The sequence below is a fragment of the Streptomyces sp. DSM 15324 genome (assembly GCF_001514285.1).
GTDB lineage: Bacteria > Actinomycetota > Actinomycetes > Streptomycetales > Streptomycetaceae > Streptomyces.
Genome location: NZ_KQ949024.1, coordinates 649709 through 675276, shown reverse-complemented (window position 1 = coordinate 675276; position 25568 = coordinate 649709). Strand labels below are relative to the sequence as shown.

18 protein-coding genes are annotated in these 25568 nt (G+C 72.6%); 16 read left to right on the top strand and 2 right to left on the bottom strand.

The window, feature by feature from the left end; translation table 11 throughout:
* The first annotated feature begins 43 nt into the window (after window positions 1–43).
* From AQJ58_RS09065 to AQJ58_RS09020, 10 genes are all read left to right on the top strand, one after another.
* Window positions 44–1816, top strand: coding sequence for a fatty acyl-AMP ligase (locus AQJ58_RS09065; RefSeq protein ID WP_067247101.1), 1773 nt, complete (start codon window positions 44–46; stop codon window positions 1814–1816).
* Window positions 1816–2811, top strand: coding sequence for a beta-ketoacyl-ACP synthase III (locus tag AQJ58_RS09060; protein WP_067247100.1), 996 nt, complete (start codon window positions 1816–1818; stop codon window positions 2809–2811). The genes AQJ58_RS09065 and AQJ58_RS09060 overlap by 1 nt, the downstream gene beginning before the upstream one ends.
* Window positions 2812–2987: 176 nt before the next feature.
* Complete coding sequence (locus AQJ58_RS09055) at window positions 2988–4400, top strand: phenylacetate--CoA ligase family protein (protein ID WP_067247099.1); 1413 nt, start codon at window positions 2988–2990, stop codon at window positions 4398–4400.
* Window positions 4400–5395, top strand: coding sequence for an aminotransferase class IV (locus tag AQJ58_RS09050; protein ID WP_067247098.1), 996 nt, complete (start codon window positions 4400–4402; stop codon window positions 5393–5395). The genes AQJ58_RS09055 and AQJ58_RS09050 overlap by 1 nt, the downstream gene beginning before the upstream one ends.
* Window positions 5392–6009: a prephenate dehydratase domain-containing protein gene (locus tag AQJ58_RS43795; RefSeq protein WP_067247097.1), complete on the top strand. Its 618-nt coding sequence runs from the start codon at window positions 5392–5394 to the stop codon at window positions 6007–6009. The genes AQJ58_RS09050 and AQJ58_RS43795 overlap by 4 nt, the downstream gene beginning before the upstream one ends.
* A 33-nt stretch (window positions 6010–6042) precedes the next feature.
* The gene (locus tag AQJ58_RS09040; protein ID WP_067247095.1) at window positions 6043–7032 is read left to right on the top strand and encodes an ornithine cyclodeaminase family protein; all 990 of its coding nucleotides are present in this window, start codon (window positions 6043–6045) and stop codon (window positions 7030–7032) included.
* A 43-nt stretch (window positions 7033–7075) separates the two neighbouring features.
* Entirely contained in the window at window positions 7076–7363 is a 288-nt protein-coding gene (locus AQJ58_RS09035; protein ID WP_067247093.1) for a DUF1330 domain-containing protein, read from the top strand.
* Entirely contained in the window at window positions 7360–8202 is an 843-nt protein-coding gene (locus tag AQJ58_RS09030; protein WP_067247092.1) for a PhzF family phenazine biosynthesis protein, read from the top strand. The genes AQJ58_RS09035 and AQJ58_RS09030 overlap by 4 nt, the downstream gene beginning before the upstream one ends.
* A 432-nt stretch (window positions 8203–8634) precedes the next feature.
* Window positions 8635–9843 carry a cytochrome P450 gene (locus AQJ58_RS09025; RefSeq protein ID WP_067247089.1) on the top strand — a complete coding sequence of 403 codons (1209 nt, stop codon included), beginning with the start codon at window positions 8635–8637 and terminating at the stop codon, window positions 9841–9843.
* A gap of 28 nt (window positions 9844–9871) precedes the next feature.
* Complete coding sequence (locus tag AQJ58_RS09020) at window positions 9872–10069, top strand: ferredoxin (RefSeq protein ID WP_067247088.1); 198 nt, start codon at window positions 9872–9874, stop codon at window positions 10067–10069.
* Window positions 10070–10130: 61 nt separating this feature from the next.
* Here AQJ58_RS09020 and prcB read toward each other — a convergent pair whose 3' ends face one another.
* Window positions 10131–10976 carry a proteasome subunit beta gene (gene prcB, locus AQJ58_RS09015; protein WP_067247085.1) on the bottom strand — a complete coding sequence of 282 codons (846 nt, stop codon included), beginning with the start codon at window positions 10974–10976 and terminating at the stop codon, window positions 10131–10133.
* 273 nt (window positions 10977–11249) lie between these two features.
* Here prcB and AQJ58_RS09010 point away from each other — a divergent pair, with 273 nt between their 5' ends.
* Genes AQJ58_RS09010 through ccrA form a run of 6 tightly spaced genes read left to right on the top strand, consistent with a single transcriptional unit; the run spans window position 11250 to window position 24497 of the window.
* The gene (locus AQJ58_RS09010; RefSeq protein ID WP_067247082.1) at window positions 11250–17354 is read left to right on the top strand and encodes a type I polyketide synthase; all 6105 of its coding nucleotides are present in this window, start codon (window positions 11250–11252) and stop codon (window positions 17352–17354) included.
* Complete coding sequence (locus tag AQJ58_RS09005; protein ID WP_067247081.1) at window positions 17351–19189, top strand: non-ribosomal peptide synthetase; 1839 nt, start codon at window positions 17351–17353, stop codon at window positions 19187–19189. The genes AQJ58_RS09010 and AQJ58_RS09005 overlap by 4 nt, the downstream gene beginning before the upstream one ends.
* A gap of 27 nt (window positions 19190–19216) precedes the next feature.
* The gene (locus tag AQJ58_RS09000; protein ID WP_067247078.1) at window positions 19217–21007 is read left to right on the top strand and encodes a beta-ketoacyl synthase N-terminal-like domain-containing protein; all 1791 of its coding nucleotides are present in this window, start codon (window positions 19217–19219) and stop codon (window positions 21005–21007) included.
* Window positions 21008–21057: 50 nt separating this feature from the next.
* A complete protein-coding gene (locus tag AQJ58_RS08995) occupies window positions 21058–22302 on the top strand; it encodes a cytochrome P450 (RefSeq protein ID WP_067247077.1) in 1245 nt (414 codons plus the stop codon).
* Window positions 22303–22306: 4 nt separating this feature from the next.
* Window positions 22307–23140, top strand: coding sequence for an alpha/beta fold hydrolase (locus tag AQJ58_RS08990; RefSeq protein WP_067247074.1), 834 nt, complete (start codon window positions 22307–22309; stop codon window positions 23138–23140).
* A 10-nt stretch (window positions 23141–23150) separates the two neighbouring features.
* Window positions 23151–24497 (top strand): crotonyl-CoA carboxylase/reductase, encoded by a 1347-nt coding sequence (ccrA, locus tag AQJ58_RS08985; protein WP_067247071.1) that lies wholly within the window; start codon window positions 23151–23153, stop codon window positions 24495–24497.
* Window positions 24498–24554: 57 nt separating this feature from the next.
* Here ccrA and AQJ58_RS08980 read toward each other — a convergent pair whose 3' ends face one another.
* The gene (locus AQJ58_RS08980; RefSeq protein ID WP_067247068.1) at window positions 24555–25556 is read right to left on the bottom strand and encodes a LysR family transcriptional regulator; all 1002 of its coding nucleotides are present in this window, start codon (window positions 25554–25556) and stop codon (window positions 24555–24557) included.
* Window positions 25557–25568 lie beyond the last annotated feature (12 nt).

Below are 25568 nucleotides of genomic sequence, written 5' to 3'. Positions count from 1 at the left end.
GTACGGAGACTGCGTTCTGATCGCCTACAGGGAGTTCTGAAACGTGACCACGGCCAGGCCGGAACCACATGCCGATTTCCTTACTCTTCCCGATGCCCTGCGGTACCGCAGCGAGCGACAGTCGCACAAGACCGCTTATGTCTTTCTGAAAGACGGCGAGGACGCCGAGGAGTCGCTGACCTACCGGGAACTCCACGAGGCGGCGTGCCGCCGGGCCGCGGCGCTCACCGCCGCGGGGCTCGCGGGCAGAAACGCCGTCCTCATGTACCCCTCCGGCCTGGAGTTCGTGCGGACGCTGCTCGGCTGCATGTACGGCCGGGTGGTGGGCGCCCCCGTCCAGCCGCCCCGTCGGCGCGCCGAGGTGGAGCGGCTGCGCCGGATCGCCGACGACGCCGGTACCGCGACCGTCCTGACGACGACCGAGGTCCTGCGCGACCTGCGCGAACGCTTCGGCGACCTGCCCGCCCTCGACGGGCTCGACCTCGTGGCCACCGACGACCCGGGCCTGCTGAGCACCGGCGAGGGCGGTGCGCCGGAGCGGTTTCCCGACCCCCGGGACATCGCGCTGCTCCAGTACACGTCCGGTTCCACCGGGCACCCCAAGGGCGTCATGGTCAGCCACGCCAACTTCCTCGCCAACGCGGTCGAGACCGACGCGCTCTGGCCGTGCGAGCCCGACGGGACCGTGGTCAACTGGCTTCCGCTCTTCCACGACATGGGAATGCTCTTCGGCGTCGTACTGCCGTTGTGGGCCGGCATTCCCTCGTACCTGATGGCCCCCGATTCCTTCGTCCGCCGTCCCGCCCGCTGGCTGGAGGCGATATCCAGATTCCGCGGCACCCACTCGGCCGCCCCGAGCTTCGCCTACGAACTCTGCGTGCGGGCCGCGGAGAACGGCATGACCGCCGGCGTGGGCGACCTGTCGAGCTGGCGGGTGGCCGCCAACGGAGCCGAGCCCGTGCGCTGGAGCACGGTCCGGGCCTTCACCGACACGTTCGCGCCCCACGGCTTCGACCCGCTCGCCATGTGCCCCGGCTACGGGCTCGCGGAGAACACGCTCAAGGCCACCGGCACCGGGGCGGATCGCGAGCCCGCGGTGCTGTGGCTGTCCGCCGAGGCACTCCGCGAGGGCAGGGCCCAGCCCGTCGGGGAGCGCGCCGACCGTGCCGTTCCGGTGGTCGGCAGCGGGCGCCCGGTCGCGGGCACGCGGATACGCATCGTGGACCCCGTCACCCGGCGGCCCCGGCCGCCGGGCCAGGTCGGGGAGGTCTGGATCTCCGGCCCGTGCGTCGCGGACGGCTACTGGGGCCGCCCCGCCGTCAGCGAGGAAACGTTCCGTGCCCGCGTCGCCGACGACCACGAGGACGCCGCCGGGGCCCCGCACCTGCGCACCGGCGACCTCGGTTTCCTGTACGGCGGCGACCTGTACATCACCGGGCGGATGAAGGACGTCATCGTCCGCAAGGGCCGCAACCACTACCCGCAGGACATCGAACTGTCCGCCGAACGCTCGGTGCCCGGGGTGCAGCCGAACGGTACGGCCGCCTTCTCGCTCGACGACGGGGAGCGCGAACGGCTGGTCGTGGTCGTCGAGGCCGACGGGCGGGTCCTGGGCGCCCTGGACGCCGAGACGCTCCGTGCGCGCGTACGCGACGCGGTACGGGCGGAACAGCGCATCACACCGGACGACGTCGTCGTCGTACGCCGCGGCAAGCTGCCGAAGACCTCCAGCGGCAAGGTGCAGCGGCAGGCGTGCCGCTCGCTCTACCAGGACGGCGCACTGACCCGCCTGGTCCCGTCCGCCCGGGAGGCGTGATGGGGCGCCTTCGCGCCACCGCGGGTTCCGCCCACGCGAGGATCCAGGGCACCGGCGCGTACCGGCCGTCGCGGGTCGTGACCAACGACGAGATCTGCGCGCGCGTCGATTCGAGCGACGAGTGGATCCGCCGGCGTTCCGGCATCGTCACCCGGCACTTCGCCGGTCCCGACGAGACCGTCGTCACCATGGGGACGGAGGCGGCCCGCAAGGCGCTGGCCCAGGCCGGCACCGACCTGCGGGACGTGGGTCTCGTCCTGCTGGCCACGATGTCCTCGCTGGAGCAGTCGCCGGCCGTCGCCCCGCGCATCGCCCACCTGCTGGGGACCGACGCGGCGGCCGTGGACGTCGGCGCGGCCTGTTCGGGCTTCTCCTACGGACTGGCGCTGGCCGGTTCCGTCGTCCGTGCGGGCGACGCCCGGTTCGTCGTGGTCATCGGCTCGGAGCGGATGAGCGACATCGTCGATCCGGCGGACCGGGGCAGCGCGTTCCTCTTCGGCGACGGCGCCGGTGCCGTCGTCGTGGGCCCGTCCGAGACCCCCGGCCTCGGCCCGGTCGTCTGGGCGTCCGACGGGAACCAGCACCGGATGATCGCCCACGACCGCTCCTGGCTGGACACCCGTGACGGGTCCGGACCGTGGCCGACCTTGAGAATGGCCGGCCCGGAGGTGTTCCGCTGGGCGACCGGCACGGTCCCGGAGATCTCCCGTCGGGCGCTCGACGCGGCGGGGCTCGACGTCGCGGACCTCGCCGCCTTCATCCCCCACCAGGCCAACGCCCGGATCGTGGACTCCGCCGCCCGGTCCCTCGGCCTCGCCCCGCACACCGTGGTGGCCAGGGACGTCGTACGGGCGGGGAACACCTCGGCGGCCTCGATTCCGCTGGCCATGGACGCCCTGCTCGCCCAGGGCGGGCTCTCCCGCGGCGATCCGGCGCTGCTCGTGGGCTTCGGCGCGGGACTCACCTGCGCCGCCCAGGTGGTCGCCCTGCCCTGATCCCGGCCCCGGGCACCGGGAGGGGCGGACCGCTCCGCCCCTTCCATCTGACATCTCGATCCAGGCCATCGGAAAAGCGCGATTGAAAAGCGTTGGTGACCTCGGCACGATCGGTCCATCAGGACCTTCCACGTTTCGCCCTTCACCGAGGCGGGCCCGTCTGATTGGAAGCCCTAGTGTTCACGCAATACGACCCCGAGTCCGCCGCGCTCACCGCCGGGCTGCGCGACCAGTTCGCGGAGTTCATGGCCGGAGAATGGGATGCGGAAAAACTGGCGGGCCACCAGAATCGCAAACTGCGCGAAACCGTCGAATACGTTCGCGTCAACTCCCCCTTCTACCGGCGGAAATTAGCCGGAATCACCGAGGAACAGGTCTCCGCGCTGCGCGTGGACGACTTGCGCGGCATTCCCTTCACGACCAAGGACGACCTGAGGAAGGCTCAGTTCGACATCCTCTCCCAGCCCGTCTCCAAGGCGTGGATCTTCTACGAGACCACCGGGACGACCGGCGCGGCGACACCGTGTCCGCGCACCAACGAGGATTCCATCCACAACAACACCGTCCTGACGGCGTACTACCACGACGTCCTGGCCGCCCATGGCGAGGAACAGGTCATCGGAGTCCTCGGACCGACCGAACTGCACGCCACCGGTGACACCTTCGGCGACGTCTGCCGCAATCTCGGCCACGCGGTGGCCAAGATGTGGCCGCACTCTCCCGTGATCGGGTTCGACCGCGCCCTGGAGGTCATGCGGTTGCTGTCGGTGACCGGGCTGTTCTGCACCCCCGGGATGGCCATGCGGCTCGCCCAGAAGGCCACCGAGGCGGGCCTGGACCCCCGTCGCGACTTCTCCGTCCGCGTCCTGATGCTCACCGGCGAACTAATGTCCCCCAGCCTCCTGGAGAACATCGGCGCGCTCTGGGGCGCCGAGGCGCGCAACGCCCTCTACGCCTCGCAGGAGGCGTCCGTGCTGGCGGCCGCCGCCTCGGACGGCGCGCTGCGCACCGCCCCGCTGATCAATCTCTACGAGGTGATCGACCCCGAGACCCTCGAACCGGTGGAGCCGGACCCCGACGGCGTCCGCTACGGCGAACTCGTCGTGACGAACCTCTACACCGGCGCCAAGCCGCTCGTGCGCTACCGCACCGGCGACCTCGTCAGGATGACCGACCCCGCGCCGGACGCGGCGGTGCCCGCGCCCTCGCTGCAGGCGGTCGGGCGGGTGGGCGACCGGCTGCTCCTCAACGGCCGGACCGTCAACGGCTACGACCTCGAAGACCTGCTGCTGCGCCGGTTCCGCTACCAGGACTACCAGGTCACCGTGGACCGCGACGAGGACGGCACCGACCGGCTCGCGCTCACCCTGCTCGCCGACCCCGACCGGGAGAGCGGCGCCGTCGAAGCGGCCGTCGAGGACTGCCGGGCGACGCTCGACACCCCCCTCACCGTCGGTTTCGGCACCCCTGGCCCCATCACCAGCACCGGGGCGATGGTCAGCTGGAAGGCCGCCCGCGTGGTCGACCTGCGCACCACGTCCTCGGACGAGCACGCCTCGGCCGTGCGCATCGCCGCGACGAGGGTCTGATGGGGCCCCAGGACAGCGCGACCCTCATCCGTCCGGCGCTCGGACTGGGTGCGTGGGCGTACGACCGGGGCGAGTTCGTCCCGGCCACCGCCCCACGACTGCCGCTGTCGACCCAGGGCCTGCACTACGGGACGGGCGCCTTCGAGGGGATCCGCGCCCACCGCTCGGACGCCGGCGTCTTCCTGTTCCGGGCGCACGACCACTACCAACGCCTGCTGCGCGCCTGCCGGCTCCTGCGCATCACCGGCATCCGGCACGACGCGGGCGAACTCGTCGACCTCACCGTCGAACTGCTGCGGCGCAACGCCCACGACACGGACGCCTACGTGCGGCCCGTGGCGTACAAGCTCTCCCTGCTGCCGGGCACCCCACCGGGCGTCTCGCTGCGCGGCGTCTCCGACGCGCTGTCCATCACCACCTTCGGTTTCCCCCAGACCAGGGCCGCGGACGGAGTGCGCGCCGTCCTCAGCGGCTGGCGGCGTCCGGCCGGCGACAGCCTGCCCGCCCAGGCCAAGATCACCGGCGGCTACGCCACCACCGCCCTCGCCTGCGACGAGGCACGGGCGTCCGGCTACGACGACGCCATCCTCCTGGACCGCGCGGGAAACGTCGCCGAGGCGACCACCGCCAACGTCTTCGCGGTCATCGGCGGCACCCTGGTCACCCCGCCCGACACCGGCGACCTCCTGCCCGGCATCACCAGGGACACCCTCATCACCCTCTGCCGGGAGGCCGGCACGGAGGTCCGGGAACGGGTGCTGCGCCCCGCGGACCTGTTCACCGCCGACGAGGTGTTCCTCTCCTCCACCGGGAACGGGGTGGTCCCCGTGACCTCCCTCTCCGGCAGGGACGTGGGGACGGGCGCCGTCGGCCCGGTCACGACCCGGGTCCGCGAGCTGTACACCGAGGCCGTGAGTTCCCCGGGCGGAGCCCATCCGGAGTGGCTCACGCCCGTCTCCTCCCATGCAACGCCGACCTCAGGGAAACAAGGATGACGCTCCTCAGCTTCGACACCCTCCTGCGTCCCGGCTCGGACGACGTCGTCTCCGTGGGCACCTTGGGCCCGACCGGGACGAGCAGCGAGGTGGCCGCCGCCCAGTTCGCGCGCCGGGTCGCCGGGGCCGGCGACCCGCCCGCCGCCGTGCACCTGTTCGACACCTACGAGGAGGCCGCCGACGCGCTGCGCGAGAACGCCGTGACCCATGTCGTGGTCGCCAACGCCTACAAGGCGGTCCACCACTTCTACATGGACCCGGCCCTCGAACTGACCAACGTGTTCGTGATGGACACCCCGCTCTACGGCATCGCCGCCCGCGAAGGGGCCGTACCCGTCACCGACTCCCCGACCGTCGCCAGCCACCCCTCGCCCGAACCGATCATCGCCCAGCTCATGCCGGCCCGGCACACCACCTACAAGGTGCTGTACGCGGACTCGACCAGCGCCGCCGCGCTCGCCGTCCAGGACGGGACCGCCGACCTCGCCCTCACCACCGTGCCCGCCGCCGAGCGGTACGGGCTGACGTTCATCACGGGCAAGCGGCCCATCCGCATGGTCTGGTCCGTGTTCACCAAGGCCGGCCGGGCCGGCTCCACCGGCCCGGCCGTCTGAGGCCGCCGGACACCCCAGAAGGAGAAAGAAATCATGCTGCTGCTCGACGGCGACCAGGTGCGCCAGGTCTTCCCGGCGGCCGACGCGTACCGGGTGGTGGCCGACGTGATGCGCCGCTACAGCGCGGGCGACGTCGTCCAACCGGTGCGCACGGTGCTCGGCTCGGGCCACGACTCCTCGCTCCTCGCGGCCATGCCGTGCCACGTCACCGGGGAGACCGACTCGGGCTACGGCCTCAAGGCGGTGCTGCACGTCCCCGGCAACACGGAGCGCGGCCTGCCGACCCATGTGGGGGTGGTCGTGGTGTTCGACCCGCAGACCGGCCGGCCGCTGGCCATGATGGACGCCGCGGCGGTCACCGCGCTGCGTACCGCCGCCGCGTCCGCCGTGGCGACCGACGTCCTGGCCCGGCCCGACGCCGGGGACCTCGCCCTGATCGGTGCCGGTGCCCAGGCCCGCGGCCACCTGCTGGCGCTCGGTGAGATCCGCGCACTGCGCCGGGTCCGGCTGTGGAACCGCGGCGCCGAGCGGGCCGCCGCGTTCGTGGCCTGGGCGCGGACCCGGACCGGCGTGGACGTCGAACTCGTGGACACCCCCGCCGACGCGCTGCGCGGCGCCGACCTGGTCTGCACGACCATCGACACGACCGAACCCGTCGTACGGGCGGCCGACCTCGCCGAAGGCGTCCACGTCAACGCCGTCGGCTCCTCGGTACCGGGCCGGCGCGAACTCGACGCGACCGCCGTCGCGGCCTGCTCCGTCTTCGTGGACAGCAGGGAGGGCGCTCTGCGGGAGTCCTCCGAGATCGCCTCCCCGGTCGAGGCGGGACTGGTCCCCGCCGACCGGCACCTGCCCGAGATCGGCGAGGTGCTGCTCGGCAAGCACGCCGGCCGTACCGCCCCCGGGGAACGCACCCTCTACAAGTCGCTGGGCATGGCCGCCCAGGACGTCGCCTCCGGGTTCGCCGTCGTACGCGCCGCCCGGAGCCTCGGAGTGGGCACCGAGACCGCCTTCAGCTGCTGACCCCCCAGGACCGCCCCACCAGGACCGAGAGACGAGCTTTCCCATGACGGCACTACTGATCGGCAACGTCGGCGTGATCGGCGACGAGCGGGCCATGGCGGAGTACCGCGAGAAAGTGCTCCACACCCTCGAACTGTACGGCGGCGGATTCATGATCCGCGGCGGCGCGTTCGAGACGCTCGAAGGCGACTGGAACCCCACGCACCTGTCGGTGATGGTGTTCCCCACGGCCCATCTCGCCCGCCTCTGGTACACCTCGCCCGAGTACCAGGCCATCGTCCCGCTGCGCGCGGGCACCCACATGGACCTGGTTCTGGTGGAGGGCGAATGAGCCCCAGGGAACGTCCCTTCGCCCAGGTCGACGTGTTCTCGGACACCCGCTACCTGGGCAATCCCGTCGCGGTCGTCCTCGACGGCGACGGGGTCGACGAACGGGACATGGCCCGCCTCGCGGCGTGGACCAACCTCTCCGAGACGACCTTCGTCGTCCCGCCTTCCTCCGGCGAGGCCGACTACGCGCTGCGCGTCTTCACCCCCGGCGGGGAGATCCCGTTCGCCGGCCATCCCACCCTGGGCACCGCCCACGCCTGGCTGGAGGCCGGCGGCGTACCGAAGTCGCCCGGGACGGTCGTCCAGGAGTGCGGCGCCGGCCTGGTCGCGGTGCGGCGTTCGGCTTCCGGGCTCGGCTTCCGGGCTCCTCGACCGCGGCGCACCGGCCCGCTGGACGCGGACCACGTCGACCGGATAGCGCGGGCACTGCGCGTCGGCCGCGAGCGCATCGTCGCACACCAGTGGGTCGACAACGGCCCCGGCTGGGCCGCCGTACGCCTCGCGTCGGCGGCGGAGGTCCTCGCCCTGGAACCGGACGACCACCACCTGCGCCGGCTGATGCTCGGCGTCGTCGGCCCCCATCCGCCGGGCTCACCGCTGAGCTTCGAGGTCCGCGCCTTCGGCCTGCCGGCCGGGGTGCGCGAGGACCCGGTGACCGGAAGCCTGCACGCGGGCCTCGCCCAGTGGCTGATCGGCGACGGCACCGCCCCGCCCGCCTACCGCGCCGGCCAGGGCGCCCGCCTGGGACGCCACGGTGTCGTCGCTGTGGAGACCCAGGGCGAGGACATCTGGATCAGCGGCGAGAGCGTCACCTGCGTACGCGGCACCGTGCACCTGTGACCGCGGCCGCGGCCCCCGCGGCCGTGGCGCCGTCGCTGTGGCCCCGTCGCCGTGGCACCCCGTCGCTGCGGCCGTTGCCCTGCGGCCGTTGCCCTCCTGCTGTGGCCCCGTCGCCGTGGCTTCGCGGCTGTGGCCCTGCGGCTGTGGTCCCGCCGCTGTGGCCCTGCGGCCGTTGCCCTGCGGCCGTTGCCCTGCGGCCGTGGGCCCCGTCGCTGTGGCCCCGCGGCCGTTGCCCTGCGTTCGTTGCCCTGCGGCTGTGGCCCCGCCGCCGTGGCCCTGCGGCCGTGGCGCCGTCGCTGGGGCCCCGTGGCCTTAGTCCCGTCGCTGTGGCCCCGTCGCCGTTGCCCCCTCGCCGTGGCCCGCCCCGCCGCCCTGGCTTCGCCCCCCCCCGCAGCACCGGCCCCCGCCTACCCGCCCCGCCCGGAGAACGCCATGACCGAGACCGTCCTCGCCCCGCTGCCCAACCCCGGTGACCAGGGCACCTGCCCGTTCGACCTGCCGCCCGCCCTCGACCGGTGGCGGGAGGAGGAGCCCGTCCGCAGGATCGCCGTGGAGAGCGGTGGGTACGCCTGGCTCGTCACCCGCCACGAGGACGTCCGCGCCGCCCTGGCGGACAGCCGGCTCAGCGCAGACCGCGGCCTGCCCGGCTTCCCCCACATGCGCGCCGACGAGCCCCCGATGCCGCCCGGCACCTTCTCGCAGTACGACCCGCCCGAGCACACCGGCATCCGCCGCATGCTGACCAAGGCGTTCATGCCGAAGAACGTCGAGAAGCTCAAGCCCCTCATCCGCAGGACCGTCGAGGACCTGCTGGACGACATGGCCGCCCTGCCGCAACCGGTCGACCTGTACCACGACTTCGCCCTGCGGCTGCCCACGCTGACGATGTGCGAACTCCTCGGCGTCCCCTTCAGCGACCGGGAGGTGTTCCAGGAGAACACCAAGAAGATCCTGAACCTCGGTCTCCCGGGTGCCGAGGTGGCCGCCGCCTACGGGCACCTGCTCGCCTACATCGGCGACCTCATCGACGCCAAGGCCGACGACCCCGGGGACGACCTGGTGAGCGAACTGGCCGTCGCACGGGTACTGACCGGCGAACTGTCGAAGGAGGAAGCCGTCGGGGCGATCGCGCTGCTGCTCATCGCCGGCCACGACACCACCGCCACCAGCCTCACCCTCGGCACCCTCGCCCTGCTGCGCGACCCCGGCCAGCTGAACCTGCTGCTCACCAGGCCCGACCTGGTGCCCGCCGCCGTCGAGGAACTGCTGCGCTATCTGCCCGGACTGCACACCGGGGTGCGCCGGATCGCCACCGCGGACCTGGAGATCGGCGGACAGACGGTCCGGGCCGGGGAGGGCGTGATCATGGCCCTCAACGCGGCCAACCGTGATCCCCGGGTCTTCGACCGGCCCGGCGTGCTGGACTTCACCCGCGACCGGGCGGGCCGCAACAGCCTCGCCTGGGGCCACGGCATCCACAACTGCCTGGGCCAGTCGCTGGCCCGCGCCCAGCTCCAGCTCGCCCTGCCCGCCCTGTTCGACCGCTTCCCGGGGCTGCGGCCGGCCGTCCCCTTCGAGGAGATCGACTTCCGTGAGAACGCCCTGTTCTTCAGTGTCCAGCGGCTCCCCGTCACCTGGTGACGCACGAGAACGAGAGGCAGCAGCGCCGGTGAGGATCGACATCGACAAGGACAGGTGCCTGGGGTCCGGGCAGTGCCGGCAGTACGCGCCGGAGGTCTTCGACCAGGACGAGGACGACGCCCTGGTGACGCTGCTGGACGCGGTGCCGCCGCAGGAGTTCCACGACGCCGTCCGGGACGCCGCCATGCTCTGCCCCGGCGCGGTGATCACGCTCCACGAAGGCTGAGCGGGAAGACGGCCGGGGGGCCGCCGGGCCACAGCGGGCCCGGCGGCCCCCCGGCCGTCGTTCACACCGCCGCGACCGGCCCGTTGGGCAGACGGTGACGCTGGTCGACGATCTCCCGGGCCAGTTCCTCCGTCTCCTGCTCGGACAGCCGCTCGAAACCGTCCGCGGTCAGCACCGAGAGGATGGGGTAGATCCGCCGGCTGAGATCCGGGCCGCCGGTGGCCGAGTCGTCGTCCGCCGCGTCGTACAACGACTGGAGCGCGGTCAGGGCCGCGTCCCGCCGTGACATCTCCGGCCGGTACAGCTTCTTCAGCGCGCCCCGGGCGAACACGGACCCGGAGCCCTCGGCGTGGAAGTCCTCCCGCTCGAAGCGCCCGCCGGTGATGTCGTAGCCGAAGACGCGGCCCTTGCCGGTCTCCGGGTCGTACCCCGCCAGCAGCGGCACCACGGCCAGGCCCTGCATGGCCTGGCCGAGGTTCTGCCGGACCAGGTGGCCCAGCCGGGTCGCCTTCGCGTTGAGGGTCATCGGGATGCCCTCGATCTTCTCGAAGTGGGTCAGTTCGACCTGATAGAGCTTCACCAGGTCCAGCGCGAGCCCCACCGAGCCCGCGAAGGCGAGGGCCGTGTGGTCGTCCGCCGGGTGCACCTTCTCCAGGTCGCGCTGCGAGATCATGTGGCCCATCGTGGCCCTGCGGTCACCCGCGATCAGCACACCGTCCCGGTAGACCAGGGCTAAGACGGTGGTGCCGTGCGGAACCTGGTCGGGTGCGGCCCGGACGCCCTCGGGCAGGAGCCCGGACGTGCCGAGCATTTCCGGCCGGTGGGCCTGAAGGAAGTCGATGAAGGAGGAACTTCCGGCCGCGAACAGATCCGCGACCGGCCCGCCCATGCCCTCGCCTCGTGCCATGTCACACTCCTCGGTCCAGTGGTGATCACCGCAAGCTAACACGAAGAGGCCAGGGAATTTTTCCGATCGCGAACGGAACTTGCTGTCATTTCCGGTCACTTGACGGAAGTCGATGCGCCGCAGCGCTTCCGTCGAAGTACGGCAGTTCATCGCCTCAGCCTTTTCAGGACATCGAAAAAGTGTGTTTGAAGGCCGACTTTCCCTCGTCGAAGATGTGGAAAGTGATCTCGACCCCACCAGATTCCGGTACCTGCGATGTGCGGAGGAAGAGATATGCCGGCTGATTCCGGTGCGCGTGATATCCACGAGACCAAGGACTTCCTCTCCTCCCGGCTCGCCGAGTTGCTCGATGTCCCGCGTCATGAGCTCGACCACCGGGCACCGTTGCACAGCTCGGGCCTGGACTCGGCGAAGGCCGTCCAGCTCGTCACCGCGCTGTCGGAGTTCCTCGGCCGGCCGGTCCCGGTCACCGCCCTGTGGGACCATCCGACCCCCGAGGCACTGTGCCGCGCCCTGGCCGGGGACCCGCAGGACGAGGACACGGGAGGGGGCCGGACGCGGCGCGGGTACGACCCGCAGGAGCCGGTCGCCCTCGTGGGCATCGGCTGCCGGTTCCCCGGAGCGCCGGACCCGGAGTCGTACTGGCGGCTGCTCGTCGAGGGGCGGGACGCCGTCGACGTGGTGCCCCCGGTACGCCGGGAGCGCATCGGGCCCGATGACGTCGCGCCCTCGTTCCGCTGGGGCGGGCACCTCGACGACATCGACCTGTTCGACCCCCTGTTCTTCGGGATCTCCCCCCGCGAAGCCGTCGCCATGGACCCCCAGCAACGGCTGGTGCTGGAGCTCGGCTGGGAGGCACTGGAGGACGCCGGCATCCCGCCGCGCAGCCTCGCCGGGAGCGACACCGGCGTCTTCATGGGATCGAGCTGGAGCGACTACGCCGCGCTGGCGCACCGGTCCGCAACCCAGGAGGACATCGGGCCGCACACCGCGACCGGGACGCAGGACAGCATCATCGCGGGCCGCCTCTCCTACGTGCTGGGGCTGCAAGGGCCCAGCATGGCCGTCGACACGGCCTGTTCGTCCTCGCTCGTCGCGGTCCACCTCGCCTGCCAGTCGATCCGCGGCGGCGAGAGCGAACTGGCCCTGGCCGGCGGGGTCAACCTGAGCTTCCTCACCGAGCACTTCCTGGCCATGGACCGGCTCGGCGCGCTCTCGTCCGACGGCCGCATCAAGGCCTTCGACGCCCGTGCCGACGGCGCCGTCCGCTCGGAGGGCGCGGCCGTGGTCGTCCTCGCCCCGCTGCGGACGGCCCTCGAACGCGGACTGCCCGTGTACTGCGTCATCCGCGGCAGCGCCGTCAACAACGACGGTCTGAGCAACGGCCTCACCGCCCCCAACCCCCGCGCCCAGGAAGCACTGCTGCGCACCGCCTACCGGCGCTCCGGCATCGCCCCGGAGCTGGTGGACTACGTGGAGTGCCACGGCACGGGCACCCCGCTCGGCGACCCGATCGAGGCGAAGGCCCTCGGGACCGTCCTCGGCCAAGGACGCGACCCCGGCGACCCCCTGCGGATCGGCTCGGTGAAGACGAACCTGGGACACCTGGAACCGGCGGCCGGCATCGCCGGCCTGGTCAAGGTGGCGCTGGCCCTGCGCAACGGCGTCCTTCCGGCCAGCCTGCACTACACCAGCCCCAACCCCCGCATCCCCTTCGCCGAGGCGGGGCTGCGCGTCCAGGACCGGACCGCCCCCTGGCCCCGCAGAGCGGACGGACGCCGGGCCGGCGTCAGCGCCTTCGGCTTCGGCGGCACCAACTGCCACGTCGTCACCGAGGAGTTACCGCGGCCCGAGGCCTCGTTGCTGCTGCTGAGCGAGGACTCCCGGCAGGCACTCGACGACCGGGTCGCCGAACTGGCCGCCGACCTCGCGGACGGCACCGGCACCCACCTGCCCGCCCTGTGCCGGGAGGCGCTCGACACCCGCGGCACCGGCCCCTTCAGGCTGGCCGCGACCGCCGCCGACCGCGACGAACTGCGGGCGCAACTGGCGGCGTTCACCGCCGAACGCGACCACGCGGGACTGGTCCACCGCGAGACCGGCACCCGCCCGCCCCGTGTGGCGTTCCTGTTCTCCGGCACCGGCAGCCAGTGGCTCGGCATGGGCAGGCGGCTGCTGGCCGGGATGCCCGCCTTCCGCACGTCCCTGACCCGCGTCGACGCACGGATCCGGGAGGTGGCCGACTTCTCCGTCCTCGACGAGCTGCTGGCGGGACCGGACCGGGCCCGGCTCGACGACATGGAAGTCGTCCAACCCGTCCTGTTCGCCGTGCAGATCGCCCTCGCGGACGCGTGGCGCTCCCTGGGCGTGGTGCCCGACGTCGTCCTCGGGCAGAGCATCGGCGAGTTCGCCGCGGCCCATGTCGCCGGGGCGCTCGGCCTCGACGACGCCGTCCGGCTGGCCGTGCACCACGCGCGGCTCGTGCAGCGCCACGCCGTCGGTCTCGGGGACGCGATGGTGGTGGACTGCGACGAGACCCGCCTGGCACCCCACCTCGCGGCCCTCGCGGACCACGTCACCCTCGCCGGGCGCAACAGCCCCGGCTCCGTGCTGGTCTCCGGCGACGGCACCCGGCTGAGGGAACTGGCCGCACGGCTCACGGCCGACGGCGTGACCAGCCACCCGGTCCGGATGGGATACGCCGCCCACTCGCCCCTCGTGGAAGCCGTCGTGGCCCCGCTGCGGACCGCACTCGCCGGGATCACGCCCGCCGAGCCCAGGATCCCCATGATCTCCACCGTCACCGGCGAGCGGATCACCGGTGAGACCGTGGTCGGCCCCGACTACTGGGCACGCAACGTGCGCGGCGAGAGCCGGCTGCTCGACGCCCTGCTGACGACGGCCGACCACGGGGTCGACGCGATGATCGAGATCAGCCCGCACCCGGTGCTGCTCAAACCGGTCCGCGAGACCCTCGCCGACCGGCCGATCAGCTGCCTTCCCTCGATGCGCCGCGGCACCGACGACGCCCGTAGCCTGCTCTCCTCCCTCGGGGAACTGCACGCCGCCGGACTGACCGTCGCCGCCGACTCGTTCCTCGTCGGCGACCGGGGACGGCACGTCACGCCCGTGCGGCGCGGCGCGCCCACCCGCGCCGTCCCCGAGCCCGAGCCCGCTGATACCCACCTCGTACCGGTGACCGCCCACTCGGCCGACGCCCTGCTGGACACCTGCCGGGCGCTGTCCCGGCACGTCGAGCGGGACACCGGCCTCACCGTCCCCGACCTCGCCCACACCCTCGCGGCCCGGCGCAGCCACCACCGGCACCGCGTCGCGATCCTCGCGGGCGGACGCCAGGAGCTCCTCGACACACTCGCCCGGGTCGCCACGGGCGAACCCGACCCCGCCGTCCTGCGGGGCGCCACCGCGGACGGCGACCACCGGAGGGTCGCGTTCGTCTTCTCGGGGAGCGCCACCCAGTGGCCGGGCATGGGACGCGAACTCCTGAAGCGGCACGCCGGGTTCGGCGCCGCCATGGAGGAGTGCGACGCCGCGGTGCGCGAGGTGGCCGGCTGGTCCGTGCTGGAGGAGCTCCTGGCGCCTGCCGAGACGTCCCGGCTGCACGAGGGGGACATCCAGCAGCCGGTGCTGTTCGCCCTGCACGTGTCCCTCGCCCGGCTCTGGACGGACCTCGGCGTACGGCCCGCCGCGCTCGTCGGACACAGTCTCGGCGAGGTGGCCGCGGCCTGCGTGGGCGGCGCGCTGTCCCTCGAGGACGGCGCCCGCATCGCCGTGGCCCGCTCCCGCCTCATCCAGCACGAGGTCGGCCCCGGCGCCATGATCGTCGCCGAGCAGTCGCCGGAGCTGTCCGCCTGTCTCGCCCGCTACGAGGGCGAGGTGTCCGTCGCGGCCTACAACAGCCCGACCGGCGTGGCCCTCTCCGGCACACCGGAGGCGATCCGCGCCCTGGAGGCGGACCTGAAGCGGGCCGGACTGTCCAGCCGTGCGCTCCGAGTGGAGCGAGCCGGACACAGCGTGCTCATGGAGCCGGTCCTGCCGGCCCTGCGGGCGGAGCTGAAGGACATCACCCCCCGGCCCTTCCGGGTGCCGCTGCGCTCCACCGCCCTCGACGCAGTGGTGAACCCGCGGGTCGACGCCGACTACTGGGTGCGCAACCTCCGCGAGCCGGTCCGGTTCTCCCAGGCCGTCGCGGCGCTGGTCGAGGACGGCATCGACACCTACGTCGAAATAGGTCCGCACGGCACCCTGCGCGGTGCCATCGAGGAGACCGCGCTGTCCCGGGGCGCCTCCGTGCACGTGGTCGACTCGCTGCGCCGCGGGCAGAGCGACGTCCGCTCCGTTCTGGGCTCGGTCGCCTCCCTCTTCACCCACGGCGTGCCCCTGACCTGGGACACGCTGTACCCGGCCGGCGCACAGGCGGTCGAGACCCCCCTGGTGCGCTGGCAGAAGCAGCGGTACTGGCTGGGCACGACCGCGGCGCCGCGCGAGCGGGGCGCCGACGTCGGCGCCGCCCCCGGCGCCGCCGTCGAGGAGCCCGCCGTGCCCACCGGGTCGCGGGAACCCCGTGACGTCGTCCTCGGTGAGATCGCCGAGATGCTCGCCGTCCCGGCCGACCTGCTCGGCCCCACCGCCCGGCTCCAGGACTTCGGTCTGGACTCCATGCTCGCGATCCGGCTCACCAACAGGATGCAGACGCTCTTCGGCCACCGTGTGTCACCGGTGGAGTTCCTCAAGGGCGGCACGGTCGGCGAACTCCTCGACCGGGTCCTCACGCTCGTCGCGCCGCGGTCCGAGACCCCTCGGCCCGGGACGGCACCGGACGACGCCGACCCGCGGCCTGCGCACCTCACGGACGACGACGCGGCGGAGCTCCTCGACGAACTCGTCGCCCGCGGGCTCCTCGCACCCGCGGAGGACGGCACCCCCGCGTCCGAGGCCCTGCGCACCGCCCTGGAGAAGGACCGGACGTTCACCGTCGCGCCCGCCGGACACGGGCAGGCCGCGATCTGGTACATGCAGCAGCTGTCGCCCGACGGGGTCGCCTACAACCTCATGTGCGCCGCGCGGATCCGCGGCCCCGTGGACGAACAGGCGCTGGAGAGGGCCGTGGCCGCGGTGGTGGAACGCCACCCCGCGCTGCGCACCTCCTTCGCCGAGGCCGGCGGACGCCCCCACCAACTGGTCTGGGCGGACCCCGTGTACGAGTTCCTGACCGAGGACGCCTCCGGCCTCGACGACGAGGCGGTGCTCGACCTCCTCGTCGACCACGGCCACCAACCGCTCGACCTCGACCAGGGCCCCGTCTTCCGGGTGGCGCTGGTGTCCCGGGGACCGGAGGACCACCATCTGCTGCTGGTGATCCACCACATCGCGGCCGACGCGGCGTCCGTCGACGTCGTCGTGCACGACCTGCGGGAGTTCTACGCGCAGGCCCTGCACGACGACCTCGGGCCGCAGGAGGCCGTGGCCCCCTACACCGACTTCGTCGCCTGGGAACAGCGGTGGCTCGCCGGGCCCCGCGCCCAGGAGGCACTGCGCTGGTGGACGGAGAGCCTGGCCGAGCCGCCCGCTCATCTCGACCTGCCGTCCGAGCCCGGCCCGGCGGCCCCGCCGGGCGTGCGGCCGCCGGGAGTCAGCTACGAGGGCGAGGACCTGACGTTCCGCTGGGACGCCGACGACACGCGCCGGCTCAAGGAGTTCGCGGCCCGCGAAGGGGTCTCCCTCAGCACGCTCCTCATGGCGGGCTTCTTCGCCACGCTCAACCGGTACGCCGGCGCCCAGGACGCCGTGGTCGCCACGGCCGTCGCCCAGCGCGGGGAGGCGGGCCGGGAGGCGGCGGTCGGCTACTACCTCAACACGGCACTCGTCCGCGCCAGGCCGACGGACGGCATCGGCTTCCGCGGGCTGCTGAAGGAGGTCCACGCGTACTCGCTCGGAATGCTGGAACACATGGACTACCCCCTGGACCTGCTGGCGCGGGAGCTGAACCCGCCCCGGGCCGACGGACGCTCCCCCTGGTTCGACTTCGCCGTCAACTGGCTGTCCGGCGACGCCTTCACCTACGCCACCACGCTGTTCCACGGCGTGGGCGAGCCCGAGGAACCCACCGGGGCACTCCCCATGGTTCCCGTCCCGCTGCGCCGGCACATCGCGAAGTTCGACCTGGAGATCACCATGGCCGACGTCGCGGACGAGGTCGTCGGCCAGGTCCAGTACAAACCCGGCCTCATGGAAAGGGAAACCGTGACGACCTTGCTGGAGTGGTTCCGCTCCGTGCTCCTGACGTCGATCGACCGACCGGACACACCACTCGCACTGCTGCCCCCGGTCCTCGTCGCGAAGGGAAGCGCGCTGTGAACACCCTGCACGGCAGGTTTCTCGAACACGCCGCGCTGACCCCGCGCACGCCGGCGCTCTACACCGACGCGGGCGTCATGACGTACGGGGAACTCGACCGGCGTTCGGCGCTGCTCGCCGAGCGGCTGATGCTCCGGGGCGCGGGCCCCGGCGTCGTCGTCGGCATCTGCGCCGAGCGCACCGAGAACCTGCTCGTCGGCATCCTGGGCATCCTGCGCGCGGGCGCCTGCTACCTGCCCCTCGACCCCAAGTACCCCGAGGAACGGCTCCACTTCATGGTGGAGGACAGCGGCACCCGGCTGCTGCTGACCACGTCCACGGCGCGCGACCGCTGCCCGCAGGGCCCCACCGTGCTCCTCCTCGACGACGGCACGGACGACCCCGCGCCCGCCGCCCCCCGTCCTCGGGCCACCCTCCCGGACGACACCGCCTACGTCATCTACACCTCCGGCTCCACCGGACGGCCCAAGGGCGTCGCGATCCGGCACGGCAGCTGCGCGGCCATGCTCGACGAGACCGACCGGATCTTCGCGGAGTGCGACCTGAGCGGGGTCGCGGCCGTCAGCTCCGTCTGCTTCGACCTCGCCGTGATGGAGATCTTCGCCCCGCTGTCCCGGGGCGGTGCCGTGATCCTGGTGGACAGCGCCGTCCACCTGCCCGAGAGCCCGCACCTGCACCGGGTGACCCACCTCAACACCGTCCCCTCGGTGATGGCGGGCCTGCTCGACGCGGGCGGCCTGCCCCCCTCCCTGCGGTCCGTGGTCCTCGGCGGGGAGGCGGTACGGCGCCGGCTCGTGGACCGGGTGTACCGGGAGACGAGCGCCGAGCGGGTCTTCAACGGATACGGCCCCACCGAGGGAACCGTCTTCTGCACCTTCAAACTGGTCCCGCCGGACGAGGACGGCGAGCCCTCCATCGGCACCCCCTCCGCCACGGCCCGCCTCTACGCTCTGGACGAGGAGCTGCGCCCCGTCCCCGAGGGCGAACCCGGGGAGCTGTACCTGGCGGGCAAGGGCCTGGCCTGGGGGTACGTCAACCGCCCCCGGCTGACGGCGGAACTCTTCGTGCCGGACCCGTACGCGGACGGCGAGCGCATGTACCGCACCGGGGACGTCGCCCGTGTCCTGCCCGGCGGCGAACTGGAGTTCGTCGGACGCGCCGACCACCAGGTGAAGGTGCGCGGCTACCGCATCGAACTCCAGGAGGCCGAGGCGTGGCTGTCCGGCTGCCCCGAGGTGAAGGAGGCGGCGGTCGCGGTGCACGGGGACGCGCTCGTGGGCTACGTCGTGCCGAGCGAACCCCCGGCCGGGCGGGAGGCGGAGACCGGGCCCTGGCTCGACGCCGCCCTCCAGGCCGGGATCACCGGGCGGCTGGCGGAGACCCTGCCCGACTACATGGTCCCCGAGACGGTGGTCTTCCTCGCCGAACTCCCCGTCTCGCCCAACGGCAAGCTCGACCGCGCGGCGCTGCCCGAACCCCCGGCGCCCCTCGCGCCGCGGACGCAGCAACCGCCCACCAGTCCCACGGAGCTGGCGCTCGCCGAACTCTGGGGCGAACTCCTGGACCGCGAGCCGGGGACCATCGGCGTCCGGGACGCCTTCTACGACCTCGGCGGGAACTCCCTGCTGCTGGTGCGGCTCGCCAAGCGGATGAGCCAGCGGTTCGACAGGCGGGTGGGGGTGTCGGACCTCTTCAGGTTCCGGGACATCGCCTCACTCGCCGAGTGGCTGGACGACAGCCGACAGGACACCACGCCCGACGCGGTCACGGAGGCCAGGCGCCGCGCAGAGGCCCGCCGCTCCGCGGTCCGCCGCGGCCGCCCGACCAGCGGCTGAACACCGCTGCGATTGGAGAACCGACCGATGAACGACCACCCCGAGCGGGAACTCGACGAGAGCGACATCGCGATCATCGGCATCGCATGCCGTTACCCAGGAGCCGGCGACAAGGACCGGTTCTGGGAGAACCTCGTCGAGGGCCGCGAATCCATCACCTTCCTGCGCACGGAGGAGATCGAGGGCGACGAGTCGCTGCTGCACAATCCGTCGTACGTCAGGGCCTGCGCGCCGCTCGAAGGCTACGACGAGTTCGACCCGGCCGTCTTCGGGATCACCGACCGCGTCGCGACGCTGATGACCCCGGAGCACCGCCTCTTCCTGGAGAGCGTGTGGGACGTCCTGGAGGACGCCGGCTACGACCCGGACCGTGTCCGGGGCGAGGTGGGCATCTACTCGGGCGCCAACCCCATGACCCCCGCCCAGTACAGCTCACCGCCGGACTGGGCCTCGGTCGGCCCCGAGGTGATGGACCGCAGCAACTCCTGGTTCACGGACACCATGACCTCGAACGCCCTGTACTACCTCGGGCTCACCGGCGAGGCGGTCACCGTGACGGCGGTGTGCACCGGCTTCCACTACTCGGTCCACCTCGCCTGCCAGTCGCTGCTCATGGGGCAGACCGACATGGCCGTGGCCGGCGGGGTGATGGTGCGGCTCCCGCAACGCCGCGGCTACCTCTGGGAGGAGGGCCGCATCGGCTCCCGGGACGGGCACTGCCGTCCGTTCGACGCCCACGGCACGGGCACGCGGCTCGCCAGCGGTGTCGCGACGCTGCTGCTCAAGCCGCTGACGCAGGCCGTCGCCGACGGCGACCACATCTACGCCAGCGTCAAGGGCACCGCCATCAACAACAACGGTGCCAGCTCGGTCTCCTACGGCTTCGCCCAGCCCGAGCGGCTCAGCGCCTGCATCGCGGGCGCCATGGCCGTCGGCGGCGTGAGCCCGGACACCGTCGGTCTGTACGAGGCCAACACCTTCGGGCTGCCCATCACCGACGGCCTGGAGGTCCGCGCCGCGCACATGGCCTACGGCAACCACACCGGCACCACGTCCCTGGGGTCCGTCAAGGGCAACATCGGGCACGCGGGTGTGGCCGCCGGCGGCTCCGGCACCGTGAAGGCGGCGCTCTCGCTCTACCACCGCCGGCTCGTGCCGACGATCAACCTGACCGAGGTGGACAAGGATCTCGATCTCCCGAACACCCCCTTCGTGCCCCAGTGGGAAGGCGAGGACTGGGTCCCGAAGGCCGGCATCCGGCGCGCGGGCGTCACCGCGCTCGGAGGGGGCGGCTACAACGCCCACCTGGTGCTGGAGGAGCCGCCCGAGCTGCCCGAGCGGGAGCCCGAGGCCGCCGTGCCCCGGCTCGTCGCTCTCTCCGCCCTCGACGACCGCGGCCTCGCCCGGCGGCGCGTGGCGCTCGGGGAGTGGCTCGCCCGGCACCCGGACGCCCGGCTCGACGACATCGCCCTCAGCCTCAACCTGGGGCGCCGGATCATGGACCGGCGCTGGGCGTGCGTCGTCGCCACCACGGCCGAACTGGCCGAGGCGCTCAAGGCCGACACCGGCGACCGGGTCGCCTCCGGTGCCTCCGGGACCCACCTGGACCTGGAAGGACTGCGCACCACCGACGCCGGACTCGCCCCCGCCACCGCCGCCGCGCGGGACGACGAGGACACCCTGCGGCGGCTCGCCCGGGCGTGGACGCGCGGACAGGGGGTGGACTTCGCCGCACTGCACGAGGGCCTGCCCGGCCGCCGTGTCCCGCTGCCCGGCTACCCGTTCGCGCGCCGGCGCTTCTGGCGCACCCACTGGTGACGGCCGGCCCGGCCGCCGACGCCCCGACCCGACCAGCCGGAGCCCCCGCGATGAACTCTTCCGCCACCGACACCCTCGACCTCGCCGACCCCGCCACCTTCGCCGACCACGACCTCACCGACTTCTGGCGCCGGCTGCGCGACACCGCACCCGTGCACTGGAACCCGCCGACGGGCGAACGCGCCGGGTTCTGGGTGCTCTCCCGGCACGAGGACATCATGGCCGTCCACCGTGACGACGAGAACTTCACCTCCGAGCGCGGCAACGTCCTCGTCACCCTGCTGGAGGGCGGTGACGCGGGCGGCGGCAAGATGCTCGCGGTCACCGACGGGCCGCGTCACGAACAACTGCGCAAGATCCTGCTGAGATCGCTCGGTCCCCGGGTCCTCGCGCCCGTCGCCGCCGCCGTCCGGGCCAACACCCGTCGGCTGGTGCGGGAGGCGGTGACGCGGGACGAGTGCGACTTCGCCCTGGAGATCGCCAGCCGCATCCCGATGAACACGATCTCCAACCTGCTGGGCGTGCCCGAGAGCGACCGCGACTTCCTGCTGGCCCTGAACAAGGCGGCGCTCAGCGCCGACGACGACAGCGTCGACGAGGAGGAGTCGGCCGTCGCGCGCAACGAGATCCTGCTCTACTTCCTGGACCTGGTCGAGGAGCGGCGCAGGTCCCCGGGCGAGGACCTGATCAGCATCCTGGCGCACAGTGAGGTCGACGGCGTCCGCCTCAGCGACGAGGACGTCGTCCTCAACTGCTACAGCCTCATCATCGGGGGCGACGAGACCAGCCGGCTCACCATGATCGACAGCGTCTACTCCCTGGCCGCCCACCCCGACCAGTGGCGGCGGCTGAGAAACGGGGAGTGCGCGATCGACACGGCCGTCGACGAGGTGCTGCGCTGGGCGTCGCCGTCCATGCACTTCGGCCGGAGCGCGGTGCGCGACACGGAGGTGCGCGGCGTGCGCATCGCCGAGAACGACATCGTCACGCTGTGGCACTCCTCCGCCAACCGTGACGAGCGGGTCTTCGACCGGCCCGAGGTGTTCGACCTGGGCCGCACGCCCAACCGGCACGTCTCGTTCGGCTACGGCCCCCACTACTGCGTCGGCTCCTACCTGGCCAAGGTCGAGATAGCCGAACTGCTCACGGCCCTGCGGGACCTGACGACGGGGTTCGAGCGCGTCGGCGAGGCGCCGCGGGTCCGCTCCAACCTGCTGAACGGCTTCCACAGCCTGCCCGTCCGTTTCCACCCGGACCCCGCGGGCCTCGCCCGCGACGACGACCGGACGGAGTGACGCCATGCCGTTCGTGACGGCCGGCGGGACCCGGCTGCACTACGAGTGCCACGGCTTCGGCGAACCGGTCGTGCTGGTCGCCGGGGCGGGCGCCTCCGGAACGTCGTGGCTGCCGTACCAGGTGCCCGCCCTCGTCGAGGCCGGCTACCGGGCGTACGTCTACGACTCCCGGGGCATCCCGCCGAGCGACGAGTGCCCGCAGGGGTTCGAGGTGACGGAGCTCGCCGCGGACCTGGCCGCCCTGACCGAACACCTCGCGACGGAACCGGTCCGGATGGTCGGCACCTCGATGGGCGCCCACGTCGTCCAGGAACTCGCGCTCGCCAGGCCCGACCTGGTCCGGCGGGCGGTGCTGCTGGCCGGCCGCGCCCGCTCGGACCCGCTGCGGGCCCACCTGGCCCTGGCCGACGTCGAACTCGGCGACTCGGGCGTGAACCTCCCCCCGGCCTACCGCGCGGCGGTGCGCGCCCTGCAGATGCTCTCGCCCCGCACGATGGACGACGAGACGGAGATCCAGGACTGGCTCGCGCTCTTCGAGCGTGAACCGCCCCCCGGCCCCGGTGTCCTGGCCCAGCTGGCGCTCCAGCCGATGCCCGACCGGCGCGCCGCCTACGCGGACATCACCGTGCCGTGCCACGTGATCTCGTTCGCCCACGACCTGGTCGCCCCGCCCCGGTACGGCCGCGAGCTCGCCGACAGCATCCCCGGCGCCACGTTCGACCTCGTCGACGACGCGGGGCACTTCGGGTACCTGGAGCAGCCGGACACCGTCAACAAGATCATTTCAAGGTACTTCGCGCTCGCGGACACCCGCGACGGGAAGACCTCGTGCCCCTGAGGAGACAGACATGAGCAGCTTGTCCCGAGCCGTACTGGACGGCGCGTCGGCCGCGGAGATCGAGGCCGCCCCGGTGCCCGACACCTACCTGGCCCTGCACCTGCGGGCCGAGGACGCCGACATGTTCAAGGGGGTGGCCGACAAGGACGTCCGCAAGTCGCTCCGCCTCGGCGAGGTGCCCATGCCGGAGCTCGCGCCGGACGAGGTCCTCGTCGCGGTGATGGCCAGCTCCATCAACTACAACACGGTCTGGTCGGCGATGTTCGAGCCGATCCCGACCTTCCACTTCCTCAAGCAGAACGCCCGGCAGGGCGGCTGGGCGACCCGTCACGACCAGCCCTACCACGTGCTCGGCTCGGACTGCTCCGGCGTCGTGGTACGCACCGGCATCGGCGTACGGCGCTGGAAGCCCGGCGACCACGTCATCGTCCACCCCGCCCACGTCGACGAGCAGGAGCCCGCCACCCACGGCGACGGCATGCTCGGCACCGAACAGCGGGCCTGGGGCTTCGAGACCAACTTCGGCGGCCTGGCCGAGTACGGCGTGGTCCGGGCGAGCCAACTGCTGCCCAAGCCCGCCCACCTGACGTGGGAGGAGGCCGCGGTCAGCCCGCTGTGCGCCGGAACCGCCTACCGGATGCTCGTCAGCGACCGCGGAGCCCAGATGAAGCAGGGCGACATCGTCCTGATCTGGGGTGCCTCCGGGGGCCTCGGCTCGTACGCCATCCAGTTCGTCAAGAACGGCGGCGGCATCCCGGTGGCCGTCGTCAGCTCCGCGCAGAAGGAGGCGGCGGTGCGCGCCCTGGGCTGCGACCTGGTGATCAACCGCGCCGAGCTGGGCATCACCGACGACATCGCCGACGACCCCCGGCGCGTGGTCGAGACCGGCAGGAAGCTGGCCAAGCTGGTCGTCGAGAAGGCCGGCCGGGAACCGGACATCGTGTTCGAGCACACCGGTCGCGTCACCTTCGGGCTCTCCGTCATCGTGGCCCGGCGCGGCGGCACCGTGGTGACCTGCGGATCCAGCTCCGGCTACCTGCACACCTTCGACAACCGGTACCTGTGGATGAAGCTCAAGAAGATCGTCGGCAGCCACGGAGCCAACCACGAGGAGCAGCAGGCCACCAACCGGCTGTTCGAGAGCGGCGCCGTCGTCCCGGCGATGTCGGCCGTCTACCCGCTCGCCGAGGCCGCCGAGGCGTGCCGGGTCGTCCAGACCAGCCGGCAGGTCGGCAAGGTCGCGGTGCTCTGCATGGCACCGGAGCAAGGACTCGGAGTGACCGACCCCGACCTGCGCGCACGGCTGGGGGAGGACCGGCTCAACCCGCTGCGCGGTCTCACCGCCACCTCCCGGTGAGACCGCCGTACCCCCCGTCCGGCGGGCCGCCCCGCGCACGCCCTCCGGTGCCCGGTGTCACGCCAGGCCGAGGACCCGGTGCGGGCGGACCTGCCGGACGGGGGGCGGTGGCGCGTCGACTTCGTACAGCGCGCCACGTACCGGCTCGTACACCTGCCGGGCGGCCACCCGCAGCGCGTCGATGAACAACTCCGCCCGGCGGCTCGGGCGGACGCCCGCCATCGTCAGCACCCCGATCGGCAGGGCGGGGTGGTCGTCGGCGATGGGCACCCGGGAGACCCGTCCCCCGTCCAGGGTGTGCTCCGAGTGCGGCTGGTGGGTGAGCATGAAGCCCACCCCCGCGCTGACCAGGCCGCGCAGCGATTCGAGCCCCGTCGCGTGGATCACCCGGGGCATGGGAATCCCGCTGTGCGCGAAGATCCGCTGTGCGTAGGCGTGGTGCGCGCCCGTGTGCGGCAGGCTCAGCATCAGCAGCGGCAGGTCCGTGAAGTCGGCCAGCGAGGCACTCGGCTCGCCCGCCAGCGGATGCGACTCGGAGACGAGCGCGGACAGCGGGGGAGTCGCCAGCTCCGTGAACACGATGTCCTCGGCAGAGGAGAAACCGTAGGTCACGACCAGTTCGCACACCCCGTTGCGCAGCAGGTCGAAGGGGGTCTGCGTGTCGTGCACACTCACGTGCAGCCTGGGATGCGCCACCTCCATGCGGGCCAGGGACCTGGGCATCAGGAACGGCGTGATCGTGCTGCAGCATCCGGCTTCGAGGTGGCCCGTGGCCATCTCCTGGAGGAGGCTGCTGGAGTCCTTCAGGTCCTGGGCCTGCCGCAGGATCCTGCGTACGTCGTTCAGCAGCAGCCGCCCGTTCGGCGTCAGCACGACCCCCTTGGCGCGCTGGCGCAGCAGCAGCTGGACGCCGAGCTGACGCTCCAGCCGCTGCATGGCCGAGGACACCGCGGACTGGGACGCGTGCAGTCGCATCGCCGCTTCGGAGATGCTCTCGGTCTCGGCGATGGTGGCGAAGTACAGCAGTTGGGTGAGGCTGAAATCCGGCCGGGTGCTCATGCGGGGATCCCT